The organism is Bradyrhizobium sp. STM 3566 (assembly GCF_045571445.1).
GTDB lineage: Bacteria > Pseudomonadota > Alphaproteobacteria > Rhizobiales > Xanthobacteraceae > Bradyrhizobium > Bradyrhizobium vignae.
The window spans coordinates 718,643-737,113 of the sequence record NZ_CP120692.1 but is presented as its reverse complement, the minus strand read 5'-3'; the positions used below and the strand labels follow the sequence as shown (position 1 = coordinate 737,113).

Annotated in this window: 19 protein-coding genes; 9 read left to right on the top strand and 10 right to left on the bottom strand. The window is 64.6% G+C overall.

Features of this window, described 5'->3' with window-relative positions:
* The first annotated feature begins 55 nt into the window (after positions 1–55).
* Positions 56–1,372, top strand: coding sequence for a mechanosensitive ion channel family protein (locus tag P6U27_RS03450; RefSeq protein ID WP_122400654.1), 1,317 nt, complete (start codon positions 56–58; stop codon positions 1,370–1,372).
* 186 nt (positions 1,373–1,558) lie between these two features.
* A complete protein-coding gene (gene map / locus P6U27_RS03445; protein ID WP_122400653.1) occupies positions 1,559–2,380 on the top strand; it encodes a type I methionyl aminopeptidase in 822 nt (273 codons plus the stop codon).
* On the opposite strand, the gene P6U27_RS03440 is transcribed toward map, so the two are convergent.
* Positions 2,337–2,987 carry a bifunctional transcriptional activator/DNA repair enzyme AdaA gene (locus P6U27_RS03440; protein WP_129143433.1) on the bottom strand — a complete coding sequence of 217 codons (651 nt, stop codon included), beginning with the start codon at positions 2,985–2,987 and terminating at the stop codon, positions 2,337–2,339. The genes map and P6U27_RS03440 overlap by 44 nt on opposite strands.
* Positions 2,988–3,118: 131 nt before the next feature.
* On the opposite strand from P6U27_RS03440, the gene P6U27_RS03435 reads away from it, so the two are divergent.
* The 3 genes from P6U27_RS03435 (at position 3,119) to P6U27_RS03425 (ending at position 5,504) form a co-directional block, all read left to right on the top strand.
* Positions 3,119–4,039, top strand: a complete 921-nt coding sequence (locus P6U27_RS03435) for a DMT family transporter (protein WP_129143432.1) — start codon at positions 3,119–3,121, stop codon at positions 4,037–4,039.
* A 414-nt stretch (positions 4,040–4,453) separates the two neighbouring features.
* A complete protein-coding gene (radC, locus tag P6U27_RS03430; protein ID WP_122400649.1) occupies positions 4,454–5,167 on the top strand; it encodes a DNA repair protein RadC in 714 nt (237 codons plus the stop codon).
* 112 nt (positions 5,168–5,279) lie between these two features.
* Positions 5,280–5,504 carry a DUF4926 domain-containing protein gene (locus P6U27_RS03425; RefSeq protein WP_122400648.1) on the top strand — a complete coding sequence of 75 codons (225 nt, stop codon included), beginning with the start codon at positions 5,280–5,282 and terminating at the stop codon, positions 5,502–5,504.
* Positions 5,505–5,565: 61 nt separating this feature from the next.
* Here P6U27_RS03425 and P6U27_RS03420 read toward each other — a convergent pair whose 3' ends face one another.
* Positions 5,566–5,940, bottom strand: coding sequence for a hypothetical protein (locus tag P6U27_RS03420; RefSeq protein ID WP_122400647.1), 375 nt, complete (start codon positions 5,938–5,940; stop codon positions 5,566–5,568).
* A 247-nt stretch (positions 5,941–6,187) separates the two neighbouring features.
* On the opposite strand from P6U27_RS03420, the gene P6U27_RS03415 reads away from it, so the two are divergent.
* A complete protein-coding gene (locus tag P6U27_RS03415; protein ID WP_122400646.1) occupies positions 6,188–7,582 on the top strand; it encodes a peptidoglycan-binding protein in 1,395 nt (464 codons plus the stop codon).
* Here the strand turns inward: P6U27_RS03415 and P6U27_RS03410 are convergent.
* The 7 genes from P6U27_RS03410 to P6U27_RS03380 form a co-directional block, all read right to left on the bottom strand.
* The gene (locus P6U27_RS03410) at positions 7,579–8,859 is read right to left on the bottom strand and encodes an RNA polymerase sigma factor (RefSeq protein ID WP_164936879.1); all 1,281 of its coding nucleotides are present in this window, start codon (positions 8,857–8,859) and stop codon (positions 7,579–7,581) included. The two genes, P6U27_RS03415 and P6U27_RS03410, sit on opposite strands and share 4 nt — an antisense overlap.
* 31 nt (positions 8,860–8,890) lie before the next feature.
* Positions 8,891–9,292, bottom strand: a complete 402-nt coding sequence (locus P6U27_RS03405; RefSeq protein ID WP_122400644.1) for a YciI family protein — start codon at positions 9,290–9,292, stop codon at positions 8,891–8,893.
* A gap of 125 nt (positions 9,293–9,417) precedes the next feature.
* On the bottom strand, positions 9,418–10,110 hold the full coding sequence (locus tag P6U27_RS03400; protein WP_122400643.1) for an AprI/Inh family metalloprotease inhibitor: 693 nt from the start codon (positions 10,108–10,110) through the stop codon (positions 9,418–9,420).
* Positions 10,110–11,099: a 2-hydroxyacid dehydrogenase gene (locus P6U27_RS03395; protein ID WP_122400642.1), complete on the bottom strand. Its 990-nt coding sequence runs from the start codon at positions 11,097–11,099 to the stop codon at positions 10,110–10,112. The genes P6U27_RS03400 and P6U27_RS03395 overlap by 1 nt, the downstream gene beginning before the upstream one ends.
* Positions 11,099–11,917: an ABC transporter permease gene (locus tag P6U27_RS03390; protein WP_129143430.1), complete on the bottom strand. Its 819-nt coding sequence runs from the start codon at positions 11,915–11,917 to the stop codon at positions 11,099–11,101. The genes P6U27_RS03395 and P6U27_RS03390 overlap by 1 nt, the downstream gene beginning before the upstream one ends.
* A complete protein-coding gene (locus tag P6U27_RS03385) occupies positions 11,914–12,729 on the bottom strand; it encodes an ABC transporter ATP-binding protein (RefSeq protein ID WP_129143429.1) in 816 nt (271 codons plus the stop codon). The genes P6U27_RS03390 and P6U27_RS03385 overlap by 4 nt, the downstream gene beginning before the upstream one ends.
* A 209-nt stretch (positions 12,730–12,938) precedes the next feature.
* A complete protein-coding gene (locus P6U27_RS03380) occupies positions 12,939–13,961 on the bottom strand; it encodes an ABC transporter substrate-binding protein (protein ID WP_122400639.1) in 1,023 nt (340 codons plus the stop codon).
* Between the two features lie 138 nt (positions 13,962–14,099).
* Here P6U27_RS03380 and P6U27_RS03375 point away from each other — a divergent pair, with 138 nt between their 5' ends.
* From P6U27_RS03375 to P6U27_RS03365, 3 genes are all read left to right on the top strand, one after another.
* On the top strand, positions 14,100–14,906 hold the full coding sequence (locus P6U27_RS03375) for a creatininase family protein (RefSeq protein WP_129143428.1): 807 nt from the start codon (positions 14,100–14,102) through the stop codon (positions 14,904–14,906).
* 140 nt (positions 14,907–15,046) lie between these two features.
* Positions 15,047–15,310 (top strand): hypothetical protein, encoded by a 264-nt coding sequence (locus tag P6U27_RS03370; protein WP_162500090.1) that lies wholly within the window; start codon positions 15,047–15,049, stop codon positions 15,308–15,310.
* Positions 15,311–15,751: 441 nt separating this feature from the next.
* Positions 15,752–17,683 (top strand): carbohydrate porin, encoded by a 1,932-nt coding sequence (locus P6U27_RS03365; RefSeq protein WP_245509493.1) that lies wholly within the window; start codon positions 15,752–15,754, stop codon positions 17,681–17,683.
* A gap of 8 nt (positions 17,684–17,691) precedes the next feature.
* Here P6U27_RS03365 and P6U27_RS03360 read toward each other — a convergent pair whose 3' ends face one another.
* On the bottom strand, positions 17,692–18,423 hold the full coding sequence (locus P6U27_RS03360; RefSeq protein ID WP_129143426.1) for a sulfite exporter TauE/SafE family protein: 732 nt from the start codon (positions 18,421–18,423) through the stop codon (positions 17,692–17,694).
* Positions 18,424–18,471 lie beyond the last annotated feature (48 nt).

Here is an 18,471-nt window from a genome sequence, read left to right as displayed (position 1 = left end):
GTGGGATTCTGCGGCTCCCTCGAATCAATTCCTCCCCGCTTTGCCGACGAGACCGATGGACATGGACCTCAAAGACTTCATGGAGTTCGTGCAGACGACCGCGCGCAGCGTCGGGGCGGAAATCTCCTCGCCCTGGTTCTACCTGCAATTCGGTCTCATCCTGGCCGCGGCCGGCATCGCCTATGCCGCGGAGGCCGCCATTCGCAGCCGCGTCGACATGACGTCACTGGCGATGCGCTGGCCGCTGCCGCTCCGGCACTTCGTCCGGGTGATGGTCTCCAGCGCCTCGACGGCGGTGTTCACGCTGCTCGTGATCATCTCGCGCGTGGTGATGTACCACGCGACCTGGCCGAGCCGCAGCTATCTCCTGATGGTCGCAGCCAAGCTCGGCTTCGCCTGGCTCGTGATCCGGCTCGTGACCTCGGTGCTCCGCAACGCCTTCATCGTCAAGCTGGTGTCGATCACGGCGTGGTTCGTCGCCGCGCTCTCCATCGTCGGCCAGCTCGATGCGACGGTCGACCTGCTGGATTCGTTCGCGATCGTGCTCGGCGGTCTCAGGTTGACCCCGCTCTTGGCGCTCAAGGCCGGCGCGCTGCTGCTGATCGCGCTCTGGCTGACCAACATCGCGAGCAATTTCGCCGAGAGCCGGATCAACGCCACCACCGACCTGACGCCGTCGGTGCAGGTGCTGCTGGTGAAGATCATCCGCATCGGGCTGCTTGCCGTCGCAATCGTCATTGCGCTCGGCGCCGTCGGCATCGACCTGTCGGCGCTCGCGGTGTTCTCCGGCGCGGTCGGCGTCGGCATCGGTATCGGCCTGCAGAAGATCGTGGCCAATTTCATCTCGGGCATCATCCTGCTCGCCGACAAATCGGTGAAGCCCGGCGATCTCGTCACCATCGGCGACAATACCGGGCGGATCAGCGCGATGAAGACGCGCTATATTTCCGTCGCCGCCGGCGACGGGCGCGAATTCCTGGTGCCGAACGAGGACCTGGTGACGCAGAAGGTCGTCAACTGGACCTATACCGACAAGAACACGCTGGTGAAGATCGCCTTCGGCACCAATTACGACGCCGATCCCCGCCTGGTCTGCACGCTCGCTGCCGAGACCGCTGCTGCCCATCCGCGCGCCCAGAAGGGCAAGCCGCCGACCTGCATTTTGACCGAGTTCGCAGAGGCCGGCATGAAGTTCTCGCTGACCTTCTGGATCGCCGATCCCGACGGCATGGACAGGGTTAAGAGCGACGTGATGCTGGCGCTGTGGGACGCGTTCAAGCGCGAGGGCATCCGGGTTCCCTACCCCGTCCGCGAAATCCGCATCCGCGGCGGCGCCCTGCCGGTGGAAACCACCGTAGAAGTCCCGAATTAGGGCACTTTCCCATCCAAGGCTGGCAAGCCTCTTGTTTTTGACGCGTTTTCTTCACGCGAACCGGTAGCCACTTCGCTCGAAAACGCTCTGCCTCGGCTTGCATGAAGGCTGCCAATCATTAAATTAGAGCGTGAAATCAAGCCTTTCCGCCGATATCGAGATCAGCCCCGAGAAGATTTGACACGCATGAGCTACGTCGAAGCCACCGATACCTCCCTGCGCAAGACCGGACAGATCAAGCTGCATGGGCCGAATGCCTTTGCCGGCATGCGCAAGGCGGGGGCGCTGGTGGCGAAATGCCTCGACGAGCTCACCGACATCGTCGCCCCCGGCGTGCCGACCTCGAAGATCGACGAATTCGTCCGCGATTTCGCCTTCAGCCACGGCGCCTATCCGGCGACGCTGATGTATCGCGGCTATCGATATTCGACCTGCACCTCGCTCAACCACGTGGTCTGCCACGGCATGCCGGGCGACCGTCCGCTGAAGGAGGGCGACATCGTCAACATCGACGTCACCTTCATCGTCGACGGCTGGTATGGCGATTCCAGCCGGATGTATGCGGTGGGCCCGATCGCCCGCAAGGCCGAGCGGCTGATCGAAGTCACTTATGAGGCGATGATGCGCGGCATCGCCGCGGTGAAGCCCGGCGCCACCACCGGCGACATCGGCCACGCCATTCAGAGCTTCGTCGAGCCGCAGGGCATGAGCGTGGTGCGCGATTTCTGCGGCCATGGCCTCGGGCGCATGTTCCACGACGAGCCCAACATCATCCACATCGGCCGGCCCGGCGAGGGCGTGCAGCTCAAGCCCGGCATGTTCTTCACCATCGAGCCGATGATCAATCTCGGCAAGCCGCACGTCAAAATCCTCTCCGACGGCTGGACCGCGGTCACCCGCGACCGCTCACTGTCGGCGCAGTTCGAGCACTCCGTCGGCGTCACCGCGACGGGCGTGGAGATCTTCACACTGTCGGAACGGCACGGCGAGAAGCAGATCGGCGCCTGATCGCGTTGTCCTGGCGCCGGCGGCGGAATGACGAAGGCGTCCTCTTGTAAGTCGCGGCAAAAGCGTCGTTGAACCTGCGAACGCTGCCGAAGCCGGCCGCAAACGCAATCTCTACCAATGTCATCTCGGTCTGGTCGATAAGCCGCTTGGCTTCCTGTACGCGGCGCGTGGCGGCGATCTCACTCGGGCTTGCGCCGGCATGACGCATGAACAGGCGGAGCAGGTGACGCGGCCCCACGCCCAGGGTTTCCGCAAGCTCGGTCATGGTCGCGCGATCGAGAAAGCCGTCATTGATCAGGCGCATCCCGCGCGCGACGGTGGTCGCCGTCCCCATCCAGGCCGGCGAGCCCGGCGCGGTTTCCGGCCGGCAGCGCAGGCACGGGCGAAAGCCGGCTCGCTCGGCGGCCGCCGCGGTCGCATAGAAGGTGACGTTCTCAGAGCGGGCCGGACGCACCGGACAGACCGGCCGGCAATAGATGCCCGTCGAGCGAACGCCGGAGAAGAACAGGCCGTCGAAAGCGCGCGCACGCGCAAGGCGCGCCCGATCGCAGGTTTCCCAGTCGAGATGCGGCGGCAGCGTCTGCCGATGCGCCGAGCCTGTCGTCATGGCCAAATCATAGTTTCAAGCCGCCCTTCCGGGTAGCTGAAATCGGACTCGACCGGGCGATGAGGTCCGAATCCAGCCAGCCTGCAGCGCCGCTCCTGTTCATGGTCTCGATGGATTCCGGAGCAGATCGCATGAGCACACAGGCACAACAGACGACACCAAGACAAACCCGTCTCGCGTTCGAGATCGGACTCCTGCTGCTTCTCTCCCTGATCTGGGGCAGCTCATTCACGCTCATCAAGGTCGCGCTTCCGACGATCCCGCCCTTCACGATGGTCGCGGCGCGGGTGACGATCGCGGCCGTTCTCCTGATCCTGGTCGCCCTCGCGCAGGGGCATGCCCTGCCGCGCGAAGGGCCGGTGTGGGCGGCTTTCGTCGTGCAAGGGCTGCTGCAAAGCGCGCTGCCTTTCACCCTGATCAGCTGGGGCGAAACGCATATCACGAGCGGTCTCGCCGGCGTGCTCAATGCGACCCCGCCGATGTTCGTGCTAGCGATCGCGCTGTCGACCGGACGCGGGCGAGAGGCGATCAGCGGCCGCAAGATCATCGGCGTTGCGCTGGGCCTGGCCGGCGTCGCCCTCACCATGCGAGTTGATGCGCGCTCGGGGTTCGGCACCACCGCGCCGCTGGCGCAGGCCGCCGTCCTGGCGGCGAGCTTCTGCTACGCGCTGGCACCGATCTGGGGGCAGCGGTTCGCGTATCTTCCCGCGATCGTCACGGCCGCCGGCGCGATGAGCTGCGCCGCGGCCCTGATGCTGCCCATCGCCGCCGTGCTCGATCGGCCCTGGACACTGGCGCCGACGATGCAGGCGATCATGGCAGTGCTCGGCCTGGCGAGCGTCTGCACCGCACTCGCCATGGTGATCTATTTCCGCCTGATCCATACGCTTGGTCCGCTCGGAACGACGAGCGGTAGCTACCTGCGCGCCGGCTTCGCCGTGGCGCTTGGGACCACGCTCCTTGGCGAGAGCTTCACGTGGTCGATGCTGGCCGGCATGACGTTTATCGTCATCGGCGTCATGGCGGTAACCGGCCCCATGCGGAAGCGATGAGGGGACTTGCAATTGTCGTTTGAGAAATTCCGTCGACCAGAATGCGCTTGATCTGGAGCTCGCTTGCGCCAGCCAAGGTGCCGACCTCAATCCCCGAGGCAGTCTCAATGCACCAATGTGGTGCCGCCAGTCATCGCACGCGCAACGGTCCCACCCAGGGCAATCCTGAGCCCCTGAGAACGTAGGCGCGAGCAACACATCAATTGAGGCGGTGTCGCTGATTCAACACCTGATGAGCTTCCACGACGCAGATAGCGACCTCGGACGCATCAACCGCTCGGCGATCGGTGTCCCCGTAACCATCCATCCCTGGACCGCGCGCGTTCTGCGCCACGCCCAAGCCCATGCGGCAGTCACGAGAGGACTACAATTCTCGATTGAAAATTTTTCTCGACAAGGCAATGCTGGCGGCCCATGCCAGCCAGATCCGACCACGACAAGAGCAAGCCTGAGGACGCGCCGCACTATCTCGGCCATCGCGAGCGGCTGCGCGAGCGCTTCTATAGCGCAGGCGCGGATGCACTCAGCGACTACGAGCTGCTGGAGATGGCGCTGTTTCCGGCGCTGCCGCGGCGCGACACCAAGCCGCTGGCGAAGACGCTGATCAAGACGTTCGGCTCGTTCGCCGAGGTCGTGCATGCGCCGGTGGCGCGCTTACGCGAGGTCGACGGCGTCGGCGAGTCCGCGATCAACCAGCTCAAGCTGATCGCTGCGGCGGCGCATCGCGTCGCCAAGGGCGGGGTCAACGGCCGCAACGCGCTGTCGTCCTGGAACGAGGTGATCGACTATTGCCGGACCAGCATGGCGTTTGCCGACAAGGAGCAGTTTCGCCTGCTCTTCCTCGACAAGCGCAACCAGCTGATCGCCGACGAGGTGCAGCAGACCGGCACCGTCGACCACACCCCGGTCTATCCGCGCGAGGTGATCAAGCGCGCGCTCGAGCTGTCGGCGACCGCGCTGATCCTGGTGCACAACCACCCCTCCGGCGATCCCTCGCCGTCACAGGCCGACATCCAGATGACGAAAGCGATCATCGACATCGCCAAGCCGCTGGGGATCGCCGTGCACGATCACATCATCGTCGGCAGGAGCGGGCATGCCAGCCTGCGCGGGATGCGGCTGATCTAGGCGCGAGATCCAACGTCCGTCACGGAATACACCGGCCACGAATAGCATCCTTGGGACACGTTTGAGAAACAGACATGCCACGTGACCTTGGTACCGAGGAGGATTAGTACTGATGATTAATGAATTGGACCTTGTCGTATTGAAGCGGGATGTGCCTTCGGAACGGCTAACCGCCGGTGACGTGGGCACCGTCGTCCTGGTGCATCAAGAAGGCGAAGCCTTCGAAGTCGAATTCACGACCCTGTCGGGGGACACGGTTGCCGTTGTGACTCTCGACGCGTCTGACGTGCGCCCGGTCGGGGCGCGCGAGATCGTCCATGCGCGCGCAGTCAACTGATCCAATGCCGACGTGCATCCGATGACCGCTCGGCACCAATACCGCTGACAATTGCCGGCTTTCACGGCTCGACCCACCGCTGCACCGCCTCCGCGGTGTCGGCAGGCGTGGTGTTGAAGCAGATCGCGGCGTCAGGCGCCAGGCGATGGACGAGGTTCAGCACCCTCTCGAACAGCAGCAGGCGCTCCCTCGGCTCGCGCAGGCCGGCGCCGATCACGATGCAATCGAAGCGCTCGTCGCGCAAGGCCGCCGTGACTCCGGCTTCGGCCGTCGCATCGAGATCGATCAGGCAGCTCGTGACCTCGAAGCCGAGATCGCGCAGGCGCAGGAGCTGCGCCTCGATGTAGTCGCGCACGAGCTCCGGCGTCAGCTGCGGAAATGCGCTGTAGTCGGCATTGCCGGGTTCGATTCCGATCGCCAGGACGCGCTTGGGCATGCAGGACTCCTTGCCGGACCGTCTCGCCTTGTTAATGGATCGACGGCCGCGCCGGTTCCTTGAGCGGTGCGTTGCAGGATTCTACCAATGATTTCATGTCAACGCTGTAAGCCATTTCACATGCGCCGGACCGGCGGACTGCCAGATTTTCCAGAGATCACGCTGCAGTCACGCGTCGATCACGCCAGCCGGTTCACTGTGGCTTGCACGGAGACTCGATAATTCAGTCAATTTGCGGGAGCGGAAAATGATCTCATTCGAGAGCTTGAAAAGCGAATATGAGCGGAATTGGGCCGGTCTCGAAATCCGAGCGGGACGCCTCACCGAAGCGAATGCCGTCGCCCGCAAGGCCCTCAACGGCAAGGCGACCTATCAGCAGATCGAGCGATTGACGGGCGTTCCCTGGTACTTCACCGCGCTCTGTCACTACCGCGAGTCCAACTTCGATTTCGACACGTATCTCGGCAACGGCGAGTCGCTGCATCGTGTGACCACCATCGTTCCGAAAGGGCGCGGTCCATTCGCCACCTTCGTGGACGGTGCCGTGGACGCGTTCAGGATCGAGAACTTCATCGGCGCGCAGGACTGGAGCATCGCGCGGATGCTGTTCCGGCTCGAGGCGTTCAACGGCTTCGGCTATCACGCCAAGGGCGTCAATTCGCCCTATCTCTACGGCGGCTCGACGCTGTACGGCCCGCCAGAGGCAAGGGCCGGAAAATTCGTCCGCGACCACGTGTTCGATTCCAGTCACGTCGATTCCCAGCTCGGCACCGCGGTGATCCTGCATGCGATGATGTCACAGGATTCCTCGATCACGCTCGACAGCGTCCCGCAATTCGCCGGCCGCACCGAGCCGGAGGACGATGTGGCCTCGACGGTCATCCTCATGCAGCAGGCGCTCAACAAGCTCGGCGCCAATCCGCCGCTCGCCGAGGACGGCATCAGCGGACCGAAGACCAGGACCGCCGTCTCGCAGTTTCAGCAGCAGCACGGCCTGAGGGATACCGGGCTGCTCGATGCCGCCACCGTCGCCGCGATCACGCGCGCGATGCAGCAGCCGGGCCCCGCCGCGCAGAACGGCGATCTGTCGCAAATCCTGAAGCGGCTGGAGGACCTCGCGCAAGTGCTGCGACCGTCGGCCGGCGGTGTGACGCTGCCAGCGACTGTGCCGGGCAACACTTTGCCTGCCACCAACGACCCGGTCAGCCTGTTCGAGCGGCTTTTCGCCCTCATCAACAAGACGGCGCCCGTGCCAGGACCAGTGAGCCCGACCAGTCCCGCCCCGGTCGATCAGCTGAAGCAGGTCGTCGACCTGCTCGGCACCCTGCTCAACAACGGCGGCGGCAAGCCCATGCTCGGCCAGGTCAACGGCGCACTCGGCGAGACCATCGGCAAGCTGCTCGACGGCAAGAAGACCGCGCTCGGGATCGGCGGCTCGCTGCTCACCGCGCTGCTCTCCTCGGTGACGGCGAGCCCCGATGCGGGCGGTCTTGCCGGTCTGCTCGGAACGATCGTGTCGGCCGTGCCCGGCCTTGGCCAGTTCGCGATGCCGATCTCGCTCGCGCTCACCGTCTGGGGCGTGCTCGGCAAGATGGAGAAATGGGCGCAAGGCACCGCACCGCCGCCGAAGGTGACGACCTAGATATTCTGAGCGTCGAGTGCCGCGGCGCGACGCTGCATCAGCGCGCGTTCGCGCCCGTTCGTCGCAAGATGCGCGGCGGCTTCAAACGCCTGTCGCGCCTCCGCGAGCCGCCCGAGCTTTTGCAGAAAATCGCCACGAACCGCCGGCAGATGATGATAGGTCGCCAGCGCTGGCGCGCCGGCGACGGCGTCCAGCACGTCGAGCCCGGCTTGCGGTCCCCAGGCCATGCCGACCGCGACCGCGCGATTGAGCTCGATGACCGGCGAGCGCACCAGCTGCGCCAATTCGGCGTAGAGCTGCGCGATGCGATGCCAATCGGTCTCGACGGCAGTCGCCGCTCTGACGTGACACGCCGCAATTGCAGCCTGAAGCGCGTAAAATCCTCCGGAGCCACCGAGCTCGGCGGCACATTCGAGCGAGCGGAGGCCGCGGCGGATCTGCACCCAATCCCAGAGCGCGCGATCCTGGTCCATCAGCAGAATGGGATCCCCATTCGCGTCGGTGCGCGCGCGTGTCCGCGCGGCATTCAAATCCATCAGCGCAACGAGGCCGTGAACCTCAGGCTCGTTCGGCGCCAGGCCTGCAAGCACGCGGCCCATGCGCAGCGCTTCGTCGCAGAGCTGCGGCCGCAGCCATTCCTCGCCGCGCGCCGCGAGATAGCCCTCGTTGAAGATGAGGTAGACGACCTCCAGCACCGAGGCCAGGCGCTCCGACAGAGCCTCACCACTCGGCGTCTCATAGGCGAGGCCGGAATTCGACAGCGTCCGCTTGGCGCGTACGATGCGCTGGGAGATGGTGGCTTCCGGCACGAGATAGGCGCGTGCGATCTCCGAGGTGGTGAGGCCGCAGATCATGCGCAGTGCCAGCGCCGCGCGAGCTTCGCGCGACAGGATGGGATGACAGGCGGTGAAGACCAGCCGAAGCAATTCATCGCCGATATCATCGTCGAGCGCGGCACCAAAATCGGGCACGATCTCCTGCTCCTGCAACAGGTCGCGCGCCAGCATGTCGTGCTTGTCCAACAGCATCCTGCCGCGGCGCAAGACATCGAGCGCGCGGCGCTTCGCGGTGGTCATGAGCCATGCGCCGGGATTGTCGGGAATGCCGAGGCTCGGCCAGGCCTCGAGCGCCGCAACGAGCGCGTCCTGGGTCAACTCTTCCGCAAGCGGCACGTCGCGCAGCATCCGCGACAGCGTCGCGATGAGCCGCGGCTGCACGATGCGCCAGGTTGCGTGAATCGTGGCACGGATGGCTTGATCGGTGTCGGCGACCGTCATCGCCGCCGACCGTTGCGCGCGGTGCCGTCCATCAGGCGTGCGCAGCCGCCTTCGCATTCACCTCGCAGGCGCCGTCGACGCCCGGCGTGGCGAAGGCCCGCAACTCGCAGGTGCCATCCCAGCCCGGCATGTGGTCGAGGTGCAGCTGCATGAACTCCTTGGCCATGGCCAGCGCTTCCGCCTTGTCGCGCAGCTCGAAGATGGCATAGCCGCCGACCACTTCTTTGGCCTCGATGAAGGGACCGTCGACGACGCTCAGTTCCCCGTCGACGATCCGCACCCGTGCGCCGGTCGCAAGTGGCATCAGGCCGCCATTGTCGATCATCCGGCCCGCCTTGATTTCCCGCTCGGAAATCTTCTGCATGGCCTCCATCAGCGCGGGGGTCGGACCTTTCATCGGCTGGCTGGAGGTGACGATGTACATGAAGCGCATGCAAAACTCCTGATAGGGCGAGACACGGCCGGTTCGGCCGCGCGATCAGCTCGCTATTGGGATGACGATCCAGCTGGTGCCGGATCGACATGGGCGCAGGAAAAATTGCAAGAACCGAAAGGCGCCTATTGACGCAGCATGATCAGGGGATCGGCGGTGTCGGGGACGCGCCGCCACTGCGCGTTGTCGTCGGCCTCGAACTGCCAGGCTTCGCCTGCTTTCGACATCAGGATGATCTGGCCGCGCTCGAGCCGCCATTGCGTCGGATTAAACTGCGCGATGGCGGGATCGCATTTCGGCTTGAGGAAGACCTGGAAATTGTCCGGGCCCGCTTCGGTGTTGGTCAGCGTCAACCCGCAGACCGGCTGGCCGTTGCCGCGCACCATCGACCAGTCGCCGATCATCTGGTCCATCGATTTGGCCATCGAACGCGCGGCGGCGAGGTCCTGCAGGATGTAGACGCCCTCACCCTGGCGCAGGCCCTCGAAGATGCCGGCCTCGACCTCGGTGAAGTCGATCACGGCTTCACCGGTCGCACCCTGCAAGCGAACGATGTCGAGGCCCTTCACGCTCCAGGCGACGATGTCCTTGGTGAAGGGCAGCGCCGTCTTGCAGGCCGGCTCCAGTTCCAGCTTGAATCCCTGGCCTGCGGCGTCACCTTTGAGCGTGACGACGCAGGTCTTGCTGCGCTCGGTGGTCGAGAGCTCCCACTGCCCGGGCATCTGCTTCTTCAGGGTCGTCGCATCCTGCGCATGCGCGATGCCGATCGCGGCCAAGCTGGTCGCGACGGCGAATGCGACGGCCCGAAGACTTCTCATCAGCGCCCCTTGAACGGCGTTTCGGCAACCGGCGTCAACGGCGCCTTGCCGGCGAACCAGGACTTGAGATTGTCGACGACGAGCTGGTCCATGGCGTTGCGGGTCACCACCGAGGCCGAGCCGATATGCGGCAGCAGCACGACGTTCTGCATGGTCTTGAGCTCGTCCGGCACGTTCGGCTCGGCCGCGAACACGTCGAGGCCGGCGGCGAGGATGGTGCCCGACTTCAGCGCCTGGATCAGCGCCGGCTCGTCGACCACGGAGCCGCGCGCGACGTTGATCAGCACGCCGCGCGGGCCGAGCGCCTTGAGCACCTCGGCATCGATCATCTTGTTGGTGGAGGCGCCGCCCGGCACGATCACCATCAGGGTGTCGACCGCCTGCGCCATCTCGATAAGATCGGGGTAGTGCTCGTAGGAGACGTCCTTGGACGGATTGCGCGAGTGGTAGACCACCGGCACCAGCGAGGCGTCGAGCCGGCGCGCGATGGCCTGCCCGATCCGGCCCATGCCGACGATGCCGACCTTGCGGTCGCGCAGCGAGCCGACGCTGAGCGGATAGTTCTGCGTCTGCCACAGCCCGGAGCGCACATAGCGATCAGCCTTGATGAACTCGCGCAAGGTGGCGATGAGAAGGCCCATCGCGACGTCGGCGACCTCCTCGGTCAGCACGTCGGGCGTGTTGGTGACGACGATGTTGTTCTCGGCCGCGTATTTGGCGTCGATGTGGTCGTAACCGACGCCAAAGCTCGCCACCATCTCCAGCTTCGGCAGCTGCGACAGCGAATCCCTGTCGGCACGCACGGTGTGATAGGTCACGGCGACGCCGCGGATCTTGTCGCGGACCGCCGGCGTCAGCCGCTCGAGGTCGCCGCGCGTCTCCGCCTTGTGCACGACGAAATGATCGGAAAAGCCATTCTCGAGGATCGGCCGCACCGGTCCATAAATCAAAAGATCGATCTTTTCGGACGAAATCGAACCGGCAGCCATCAGTTTTCCTTTCCAAGCGCGCTCTCATGCCAGCGCCGTAAAACGAGGTGCGAAACTAGCGCCAGCACCCCATAGATGACAATCCCGGCCAGCGACAACAAAAGCAGCGCGGCGAACATGCGGGGTATGTTCAAGCGGTAGCCTGACTCGGCGATCCTGTAGGCGAGCCCGGAGCCGGCGCCGGCCGTTCCGGCCGCGATCTCGGCCACGACCGCACCGATCAGCGACAGGCCGCCCGCGATGCGCAAGCCGCCGAGGATGTAGGGCAGCGCCGCCGGCAGCTTGAGATAGCGCAGCGCTTGCTGTGGCGAGGCGCCGTAGAGCTGGAACAGCCCGGCGAGGTTGCGGTCGACCGAATTCAAGCCCAGCGTGGTGTTCGACAGCACCGGGAAGAAGGCGACGATGAAGGCGCAGACGACGACCGCGGTCTGCTGCTCCAGATAGATCAGCAGCAGCGGCGCGATCGCGATGACCGGCGTCACCTGGAGCACGACGGCATAGGGGAACAGCGAATATTCCAGCCATTTCGACTGGTTGAACACGAGCGCCAGCGCGATGCCGCCGATGCTGGCGGCGACGAAACCTTCGAGCGTGGTCAGAAGCGTGGTGGCGAGCGATTGTGACAGCACCGCCCAGTCCTTGATCAGCGTCAGGACGATGATGGAGGGCGCCGGCAGCACGTAAGGCGGGATCTCCTTGATGCGGACCACGAGTTCCCAGGCGAGGAGGCCGGCTGCGAACACGATGACGGGAAGCACGAAGCGCATCGCGCTTTGCAAGGCGGACGATCTCGGGGGCACGGGAGCTTGCGCGCTCATAGCGTCGACTGTCCCGAATAGGACGGCGCCAGCGCGGCCGACACCCTGCGGCAATAATCGGAATAGGCGGCCGAGGTGCGAAACTCCTCGCCGCGCGGCTCGACCGTCTCGATGCGGATGTCGGCCTGGATGCGGCCCGGCCGCGCGGTCATGACGACGACGCGCTGCGACAGATAGACGGATTCGAACACCGAATGGGTGACGAAGACGACGGTCTTTCGCAAGGACCGCCACAGCGCGAGCAGATCATTGTTGAGACGGAATCGCGTGATCTCGTCGAGCGCCGCGAACGGCTCGTCCATCAAGAGGATATCGGGATCGGTGACGAGTGCGCGCGCCAGCGACACCCGCATCTTCATGCCGCCGGATAGTTCGCGCGGAAACGCGCCGGCGAAATCGGCGAGGCCGACGCTGGCCAGCGCCGCGTCGGCACGCGCGCGCCCCTCCGCCTTCGGCACGCCTGCGAGCTTCAAGGGCAGCCGCACGTTCTCACGCACGTTGGTCCAGGGCATCAGGGTCGGCTCCTGGAATACGAAGCCAATGCCGTGACCCGGCAACACCTCGCCCTCGTGCCGGGCCAGCCGCACCGTACCTGATGACGGCGCGCTGAGCTCGGCGATCAGCCGCAACACCGTCGACTTGCCGCAGCCGGACGGCCCCAGCAGCGAGATGAACTCGCCCTTGCGGACAGCGAGGTCGAACGGGCCAAGCGCCATGACGCCGTTGTCGTAGACCTTCGTCACGCCACGCAGGCTGACGGCGAGCGCGGTCAGGCTGGCCTCGACGGCGGGCGAAGTTCTGCTCTCTACCATCGATCGTCGGCTGTTGTGGAGCTCGGTCGCGCCGCCTCTCTCACCTCTCCCCAACGGGGAGAGGTCGCGCCGAAGGCGCGGGTGAGGGGGCGCCGTTCCCACGCGCGAGCGTAACCGCTCACCCGCATCGCATCTAGCGATGCGATGCGACCTCTCCCTTCGGGAGAGGTGAACGATGCGGCTACGCCTCGGTTTGATCTCGGCATGCGCTACGGCTTGTTCGGGCGGAGCTCGACGCCGACGCCCTTGTTGACGAAGCGCAGCGTGTAGGATTTGCGGAAGTCGAGATCCGCCTTCACGACGCCGGCCTTGACCATCTTGTTGAAGAAGGAGGCATAGCGCTCGTCGCTCATGGCGCCGATGCCGTTCTTCAGGGAATCCCCGGAATCGACGATGCCGTGCTCCTTCATCTTGGCCACGGAATAGGCCAAAAGATCGTCGGTCATTTCCGGGTTGAGCTGCTTGATCAGGGCATTGCCGGCGGAATTGTCGCGGTAGATGTAATTGTACCAGCCGATCATGGAGGCATCGACGAAGCGCTGGACCAGGTCGGGCTTCTTCTCGACGATCTCGCGGCGGGTCTCGATCAGCGTCGAATAGGTGTTGAAGCCGTGATCGGCGAGCAGCAGCACGTTGGGCTTGAAGCCGGCGGCCTTTTCCACGGCAAACGGCTCGGAGGTGACGTAACCCTGCATCGCGCTCTTGGGATTGGCGATGAAGGGCTGCGGATTGAAATTATAGGGACGCACGTTCTTCTCGCTGAAGCCGTATTCGGACTTCAGCCATTGGAAGTAGCTGGTCATGCCCTCCTTGGAGACGAACAGCGTCAGCGGCTTGAGATCCTCGATCTTGCCGATCTTCGCGTCCGGATGGGTCAGCATCACCTGCGGATCCTTCTGGAAAATCGCGGCGATGGTGACGACGGGAACGTTGCTGGCGACCGCATCGAACGACATCAGCGTGTTCGCGGCCATGAAGAAGTCGATCTTGCCCGCGATCAGCAGCATCCGGTTGTTCTCGTTGGGACCACCGGGGACGATGGTGACGTCGAGCCCATACTTCTTGTAGGTGCCGTCGGCGACCGCCTGGAAGAAGCCGCCATGCTCGGCCTCCGCGACCCAATTGGTGCCGAAGGTGACCTTGTCGAGCGTCTCGGCCAGCGCGGGTGCAAAGGAGGCGAGAGCGGCCAACAAGCCCGCAATTAACGCTCGCCGCAGATGAAAGGGGGTCATGATGGCACTCCGTCGATCGTGGCTGGCCGATGTGAACGCAACGCGATAAAACCGCATGACATCAGGGGACGCGAGCCGGCCAGGCCCGCGTCCCCTCATACCCCAAATTACGTGACAAATTCGGGCAAGGAAACCTCGATGACGCCGCCCCGTGACTGGATCGACATCGACTGGGCTCATGCCGGCCCAGCGGAGGTGTCGCGCTGGATCGCGGTGCTGCCGCTGGCGGCGACCGAGCAGCATGGCCCGCATCTGCCTCTTACGACTGACGTGCTGATCGCGGACGCTTATCTGGCGCGTGTGCGCGAACTGCTGCCCGAAAGCGTTCCAGCCAGTTTCCTCCCCGTCGAGCCAATCGGAATTTCCACCGAGCATATCGACTATCCGGGCACGCAGACGCTGCCGACTGAAATTGCGCTGAAGAAATGGACCGGGATCGGCGAGGAGGTTGCACGCCGCGGCGTGAAGAAGCTCGTCCTCATCACCAGCCATGGCGGCAACAGCGCGGCGATGATGCTGGTCGCGCAGGATCTGCGCGCGCATCACAAGCTGTTCGTGGTGACGACCTCGTGGTCGCGGCTCTCTGCGGCGGAGAAATTGTTCCCGGCCGATGAAGTGCGCCACGGCATTCACGGCGGCGCGGTCGAGACCTCGATCATGCTGGCGCGCTATCCGGATCAAGTGCGCATGAATGCGATCGCGGATTTTCCCGCGAGCAGCATCGCGATGGAGCAGCAGTATCGCTGGCTGTCGACGCAGCGGCCGGCGCCATTCGCCTGGCAGGCGCAGGATCTCAACCCCAGCGGCGCCGTCGGCAATGCGACGCTGGCCCTGCCTGAGAAGGGCGAGCAGCTGCTCGATCAGGGCGCGCGCGCCTTTTGCGAGCTGCTGCGTGAGGTCGATAACTTCGACGTGAACAGGCTCGCCAGGGGCCCTCTCGGTTAGCGGACATCCTCCTGGATTCATTCAGGAAAGATCTGTTCTCGGCGGCCAAATCTCCGCTCTTCGAACCGAACGCGAAGAGCCTCCGTCCAACTGAGCACGCGGGCCACAACGGACCGCCTCAACCCCGGATGGAGTTTTACATGTCGATCAAGACCAAGATTGCCGCGGCAGCTCTCGCTGCCCTCGCTGTGACCGGCAGCATCGTGTCCACCACCTCCTCGGCCGAAGCCAAGCAGCCCGGCTGGGTTTGGGGTGTCGGCGCCGGCATCGCCACCGCCGCCGTCGTCGGCTCCGCGATCGCTGCCAGCAACGACCCCTATTATTACGGCTATCACCGCTGCGGCTGGGTCGCCCAGTACAACGCCTTCGGCCAGTACGTCGGCCGCGTTCGTACCTGCTACTGATTCGAGTACCTGAGGCCGATCTCACACGTGGATCCCGCGTCCGACACGGGCGCCTCATCCACCCCGTGTCGTGCCCCCGACCCGCCCGGCTGTCCCCCCGGGCGGGTCATCCTCTTTGCGCTGGGGAATTTGTTGCAGCCCCGTCACACAAGGGTGCGAACCATCACCTGCGGCAATCCGCGCTAATTGCTATTGCGAATTAATTGCAATAAGGTTCGCTGCACATGCAGGGACTTTGAGGGACTTTGGAAGAAAGCGCGTCGAAACCGGATCATCTCGGCCGACGCGCGAAAGCACCGGGCCTGATGACAGGGCCGCCGCGAATCGGCAGGGATATCGCGGCGGGTGGACGACATTCGCGTTTTGGGGGCGTGCGTTTTGACGTTGAGAGGTCACCGTTACAGGTATTTGCGGACAGCCGCGGCAATCGCCTCGGGCGTGATGGTTTTTCCCGCCGTCAGCCGCGCGGCCGATCTGCCGCTGAAGGCGCCGCCGCTGAAAGCGGTCTATGACTGGACCGGCCTCTATATCGGCGCGCATGTCGGCGTCACCCGCGGCACGTCCTCGGCAACGCTGACCGATCCCACGCTTGCGACCGACAACAATGTGTTCACCGGCGCGACCGGCGGCGTCCAGGCCGGCTACAATTGGCGTTTCAATTCGGGCCTGCTGCTCGGCGTCGAAGGAGACATCTCGTTTCCGAACTATCTGCCCTCCAACCACGTCGTGTCATCGGCGGCGACTGCGCTGTCGGGTGCGGAGGAACGCTGGGACTATGTCGCGAGCCTGCGCGCGCGGCTCGGCTACGCCAATGGCAATTGGCTGTTCTACGCCACCGGCGGCGCGGCCTTCGCCGGCGAGCGTTTTCTTTCGACGCCGACCGGCGGCGTCGAAGAAAAAGTGCTGCACACGCGGTTCGGCTGGACCGCGGGTGGCGGCGTCGAATACGCCTTCGCGCCGCATTGGAGCGCGCGGCTCGAATATCTCTACAGCAAGTTCGAGAACGTGGGCGTCGCCTTCCCCTCCGGCGCGCAATATTCGTCGTCGATGGATTTTCACAGCCTGCGGGTCGGCCTCAATCGCAAGATCGACTGGCCGGGCGTGCCGACCTACAATCCAAAGTCGGATATCACCGATACGGAGTCGAATCGCTGGGAGATTCACGGCCAGTCGACCGCGCTGGGACAGGGCTATCCCGCGTTCCGCGCACCCTATACCGGTCCGAACAGCCTGATCCCGTCGCCGGATTTTCAGCAGACCTGGAGCAACTCGCTCTATCTGAATGCACGGCTGTGGGACGGTGGCGAAGTCTATTTCAATCCCGAGCTGCTGCAGGGCTTCGGCTTCAACAACACGACGGGTGCCGCCGGCTTCCCCAATGGTGAAGCGCAGAAGTCCGGCTTCCCCTATCCGCATTTCAACGCCTCCCGGCTGTTCGTGCGCCAGACCTTCGGCTTCGGCGGCGAGCAGGAGGAGCTGGCGAGCGGCCAGCTGCAGCTTGCCGGCAAGGTCGACGTCTCGCGCCTGACCTTGCAGGTCGGCAAGTTCTCCGTGGTGGACGTGTTCGACGGCAATTCCTACGCGCATGATCCGCGCAAGGATTTCATGAACTGGTCGATCTGGGCCTCCGGCGCGTTCGACTATGCCGCCGACAAGCTCGGCCTCGGCTATGGCGCCACGGCCGAATTGAACCAGAAGCAATGGGCGTTGCGCGCGGGCTATTTCCTGATCGGCGCGGAGTCGAACTCCAACAATTTCGACATGAACGTTGGCCGGCGCGGCGAATATGTGATGGAGCTGGAGACGCGCTATTCGCTGTTCGGCCAGCCGGGCAAGCTGCGCACGCTAGGTTTCGTCAACAGCGCTTTCGCCGGCAGCTATCGCGAGACGCTGGACAATCCCGCGTTCGGCGTGGATATCAGCCAGACTCGCCGCGGCCGTATCAAATATGGATACGCGTTCAACCTCGAACAGGCCATCACCGACGACATCGGCGTGTTCGGCCGCTGGAGCTGGAATGACGGCCGCAACGAGATCATGACCTTCACCGACATCGATAGCAGCCTATCCGGCGGCGTCTCGGTCAAAGGCATCAAATGGGGCCGGCCCGACGACGTCGTCGGCATCGCCGGCGCCATCAATGCGCTGTCGCAGGACCATCGCGACTTCATCGCCGCCGGCGGTCTCGGGCCGCTGATCGGCGACGGCCGCCTCAACTATCGCCGCGAACGCGTGCTGGAGGCCTACTACGCCTACGCGCTGAACAAGGCGCTGACCTTCACCGCCGACTACCAGCTCATCGTCAATCCCGCCTATAACGCGGACCGCGGCCCGGTATCGGTGTTTTCAGGACGGCTCCACGGGGAGTTCTGAGCGGCGGCTCAGAACAGCACCGCGGCGCCCGAGACGAACAGCAGCGCCAGCACGATTTTGCGGAACGTGGTCTCGTCGATCCGGCCGAACAGCTTCAGCCCACTCCACGTTCCGGCGAACAGGAACGGCAGGCCGAGCGCAAACAGCTTCGCCGTGTCGAGTGAGAGCGCCCCCTTGGCGCCCAGCCAGAGCGCCGCCATGACGAACACCACGACTGCGACCGGCTGGAATGTGGCACGCTGCACGTCCTTAGGCAGACCGCGCAGATTGCACCAGACGGTGACGACGATGCCGGCAAGACCTGTCAGCCCGCCAAGCAGGCCGTTGACGAAGCCGACCGCGATGTCGGCGGCCGGCGTCACGGTGCCCACGAGCTTGAGCTGCGGCCGGAAGAATGCATAGAGACTATAGGCGATCAGAATTGCGCCAACCGCGATGCGGACACTCTTCGGATCAGCCCAGGTCAGAAGCGACACCCCGGCCGGCACGCCGATGACTGCACCGGCGATGAAAGGCCAGAGCCGGCGCCAGTCGAGCGCAGCGCGCAGCTTCCAGACCGAATAGCCCTGGACGAGAAGACCGAAGCCGACGATCAGGCTGGCGCTCTGAAGCGGCGTCAGCACGTAGAGCCATAGCGAAGCCGCGATGAGACCGAAGGCGAAGCCGGAAAGGCCGGCAACGAAGGCGCCGGCGAAGGTGGCAAGCAGGAAAAGCGGAAGCTCGGTGGCGATCCCGTCCATTGCTCGCTCCATGAATCAGCGAGCAGCGCTTGCGTGGGATCACCACTT

Excerpts from the sequence above, each read along its gene's own strand:
- P6U27_RS03425 (WP_122400648.1), top strand. The coding sequence starts at position 5,280 with ATGATTAATGAATTGGACCTTGTCGTATTGAAGCGGGATGTGCCTTCG.
- P6U27_RS03450 (WP_122400654.1), top strand. The coding sequence starts at position 56 with ATGGACATGGACCTCAAAGACTTCATGGAGTTCGTGCAGACGACCGCG.
- P6U27_RS03435 (WP_129143432.1), top strand. The coding sequence starts at position 3,119 with ATGAGCACACAGGCACAACAGACGACACCAAGACAAACCCGTCTCGCG.
- P6U27_RS03390 (WP_129143430.1), bottom strand. The coding sequence starts at position 11,917 with ATGAGCGCGCAAGCTCCCGTGCCCCCGAGATCGTCCGCCTTGCAAAGC.
- P6U27_RS03415 (WP_122400646.1), top strand. The coding sequence starts at position 6,188 with ATGATCTCATTCGAGAGCTTGAAAAGCGAATATGAGCGGAATTGGGCC.
- radC (WP_122400649.1), top strand. The coding sequence starts at position 4,454 with ATGCCAGCCAGATCCGACCACGACAAGAGCAAGCCTGAGGACGCGCCG.
- P6U27_RS03380 (WP_122400639.1), bottom strand. The coding sequence starts at position 13,961 with ATGACCCCCTTTCATCTGCGGCGAGCGTTAATTGCGGGCTTGTTGGCC.
- P6U27_RS03395 (WP_122400642.1), bottom strand. The coding sequence starts at position 11,099 with ATGGCTGCCGGTTCGATTTCGTCCGAAAAGATCGATCTTTTGATTTAT.
- map (WP_122400653.1), top strand. The coding sequence starts at position 1,559 with ATGAGCTACGTCGAAGCCACCGATACCTCCCTGCGCAAGACCGGACAG.
- P6U27_RS03405 (WP_122400644.1), bottom strand. The coding sequence starts at position 9,292 with ATGCGCTTCATGTACATCGTCACCTCCAGCCAGCCGATGAAAGGTCCG.
- P6U27_RS03370 (WP_162500090.1), top strand. The coding sequence starts at position 15,047 with ATGTCGATCAAGACCAAGATTGCCGCGGCAGCTCTCGCTGCCCTCGCT.
- P6U27_RS03365 (WP_245509493.1), top strand. The coding sequence starts at position 15,752 with ATGGTTTTTCCCGCCGTCAGCCGCGCGGCCGATCTGCCGCTGAAGGCG.
- P6U27_RS03375 (WP_129143428.1), top strand. The coding sequence starts at position 14,100 with ATGACGCCGCCCCGTGACTGGATCGACATCGACTGGGCTCATGCCGGC.
- P6U27_RS03440 (WP_129143433.1), bottom strand. The coding sequence starts at position 2,987 with ATGACGACAGGCTCGGCGCATCGGCAGACGCTGCCGCCGCATCTCGAC.
- P6U27_RS03385 (WP_129143429.1), bottom strand. The coding sequence starts at position 12,729 with ATGGTAGAGAGCAGAACTTCGCCCGCCGTCGAGGCCAGCCTGACCGCG.
- P6U27_RS03360 (WP_129143426.1), bottom strand. The coding sequence starts at position 18,423 with ATGGACGGGATCGCCACCGAGCTTCCGCTTTTCCTGCTTGCCACCTTC.
- P6U27_RS03400 (WP_122400643.1), bottom strand. The coding sequence starts at position 10,110 with ATGAGAAGTCTTCGGGCCGTCGCATTCGCCGTCGCGACCAGCTTGGCC.
- P6U27_RS03410 (WP_164936879.1), bottom strand. The coding sequence starts at position 8,859 with ATGACGGTCGCCGACACCGATCAAGCCATCCGTGCCACGATTCACGCA.
- P6U27_RS03420 (WP_122400647.1), bottom strand. The coding sequence starts at position 5,940 with ATGCCCAAGCGCGTCCTGGCGATCGGAATCGAACCCGGCAATGCCGAC.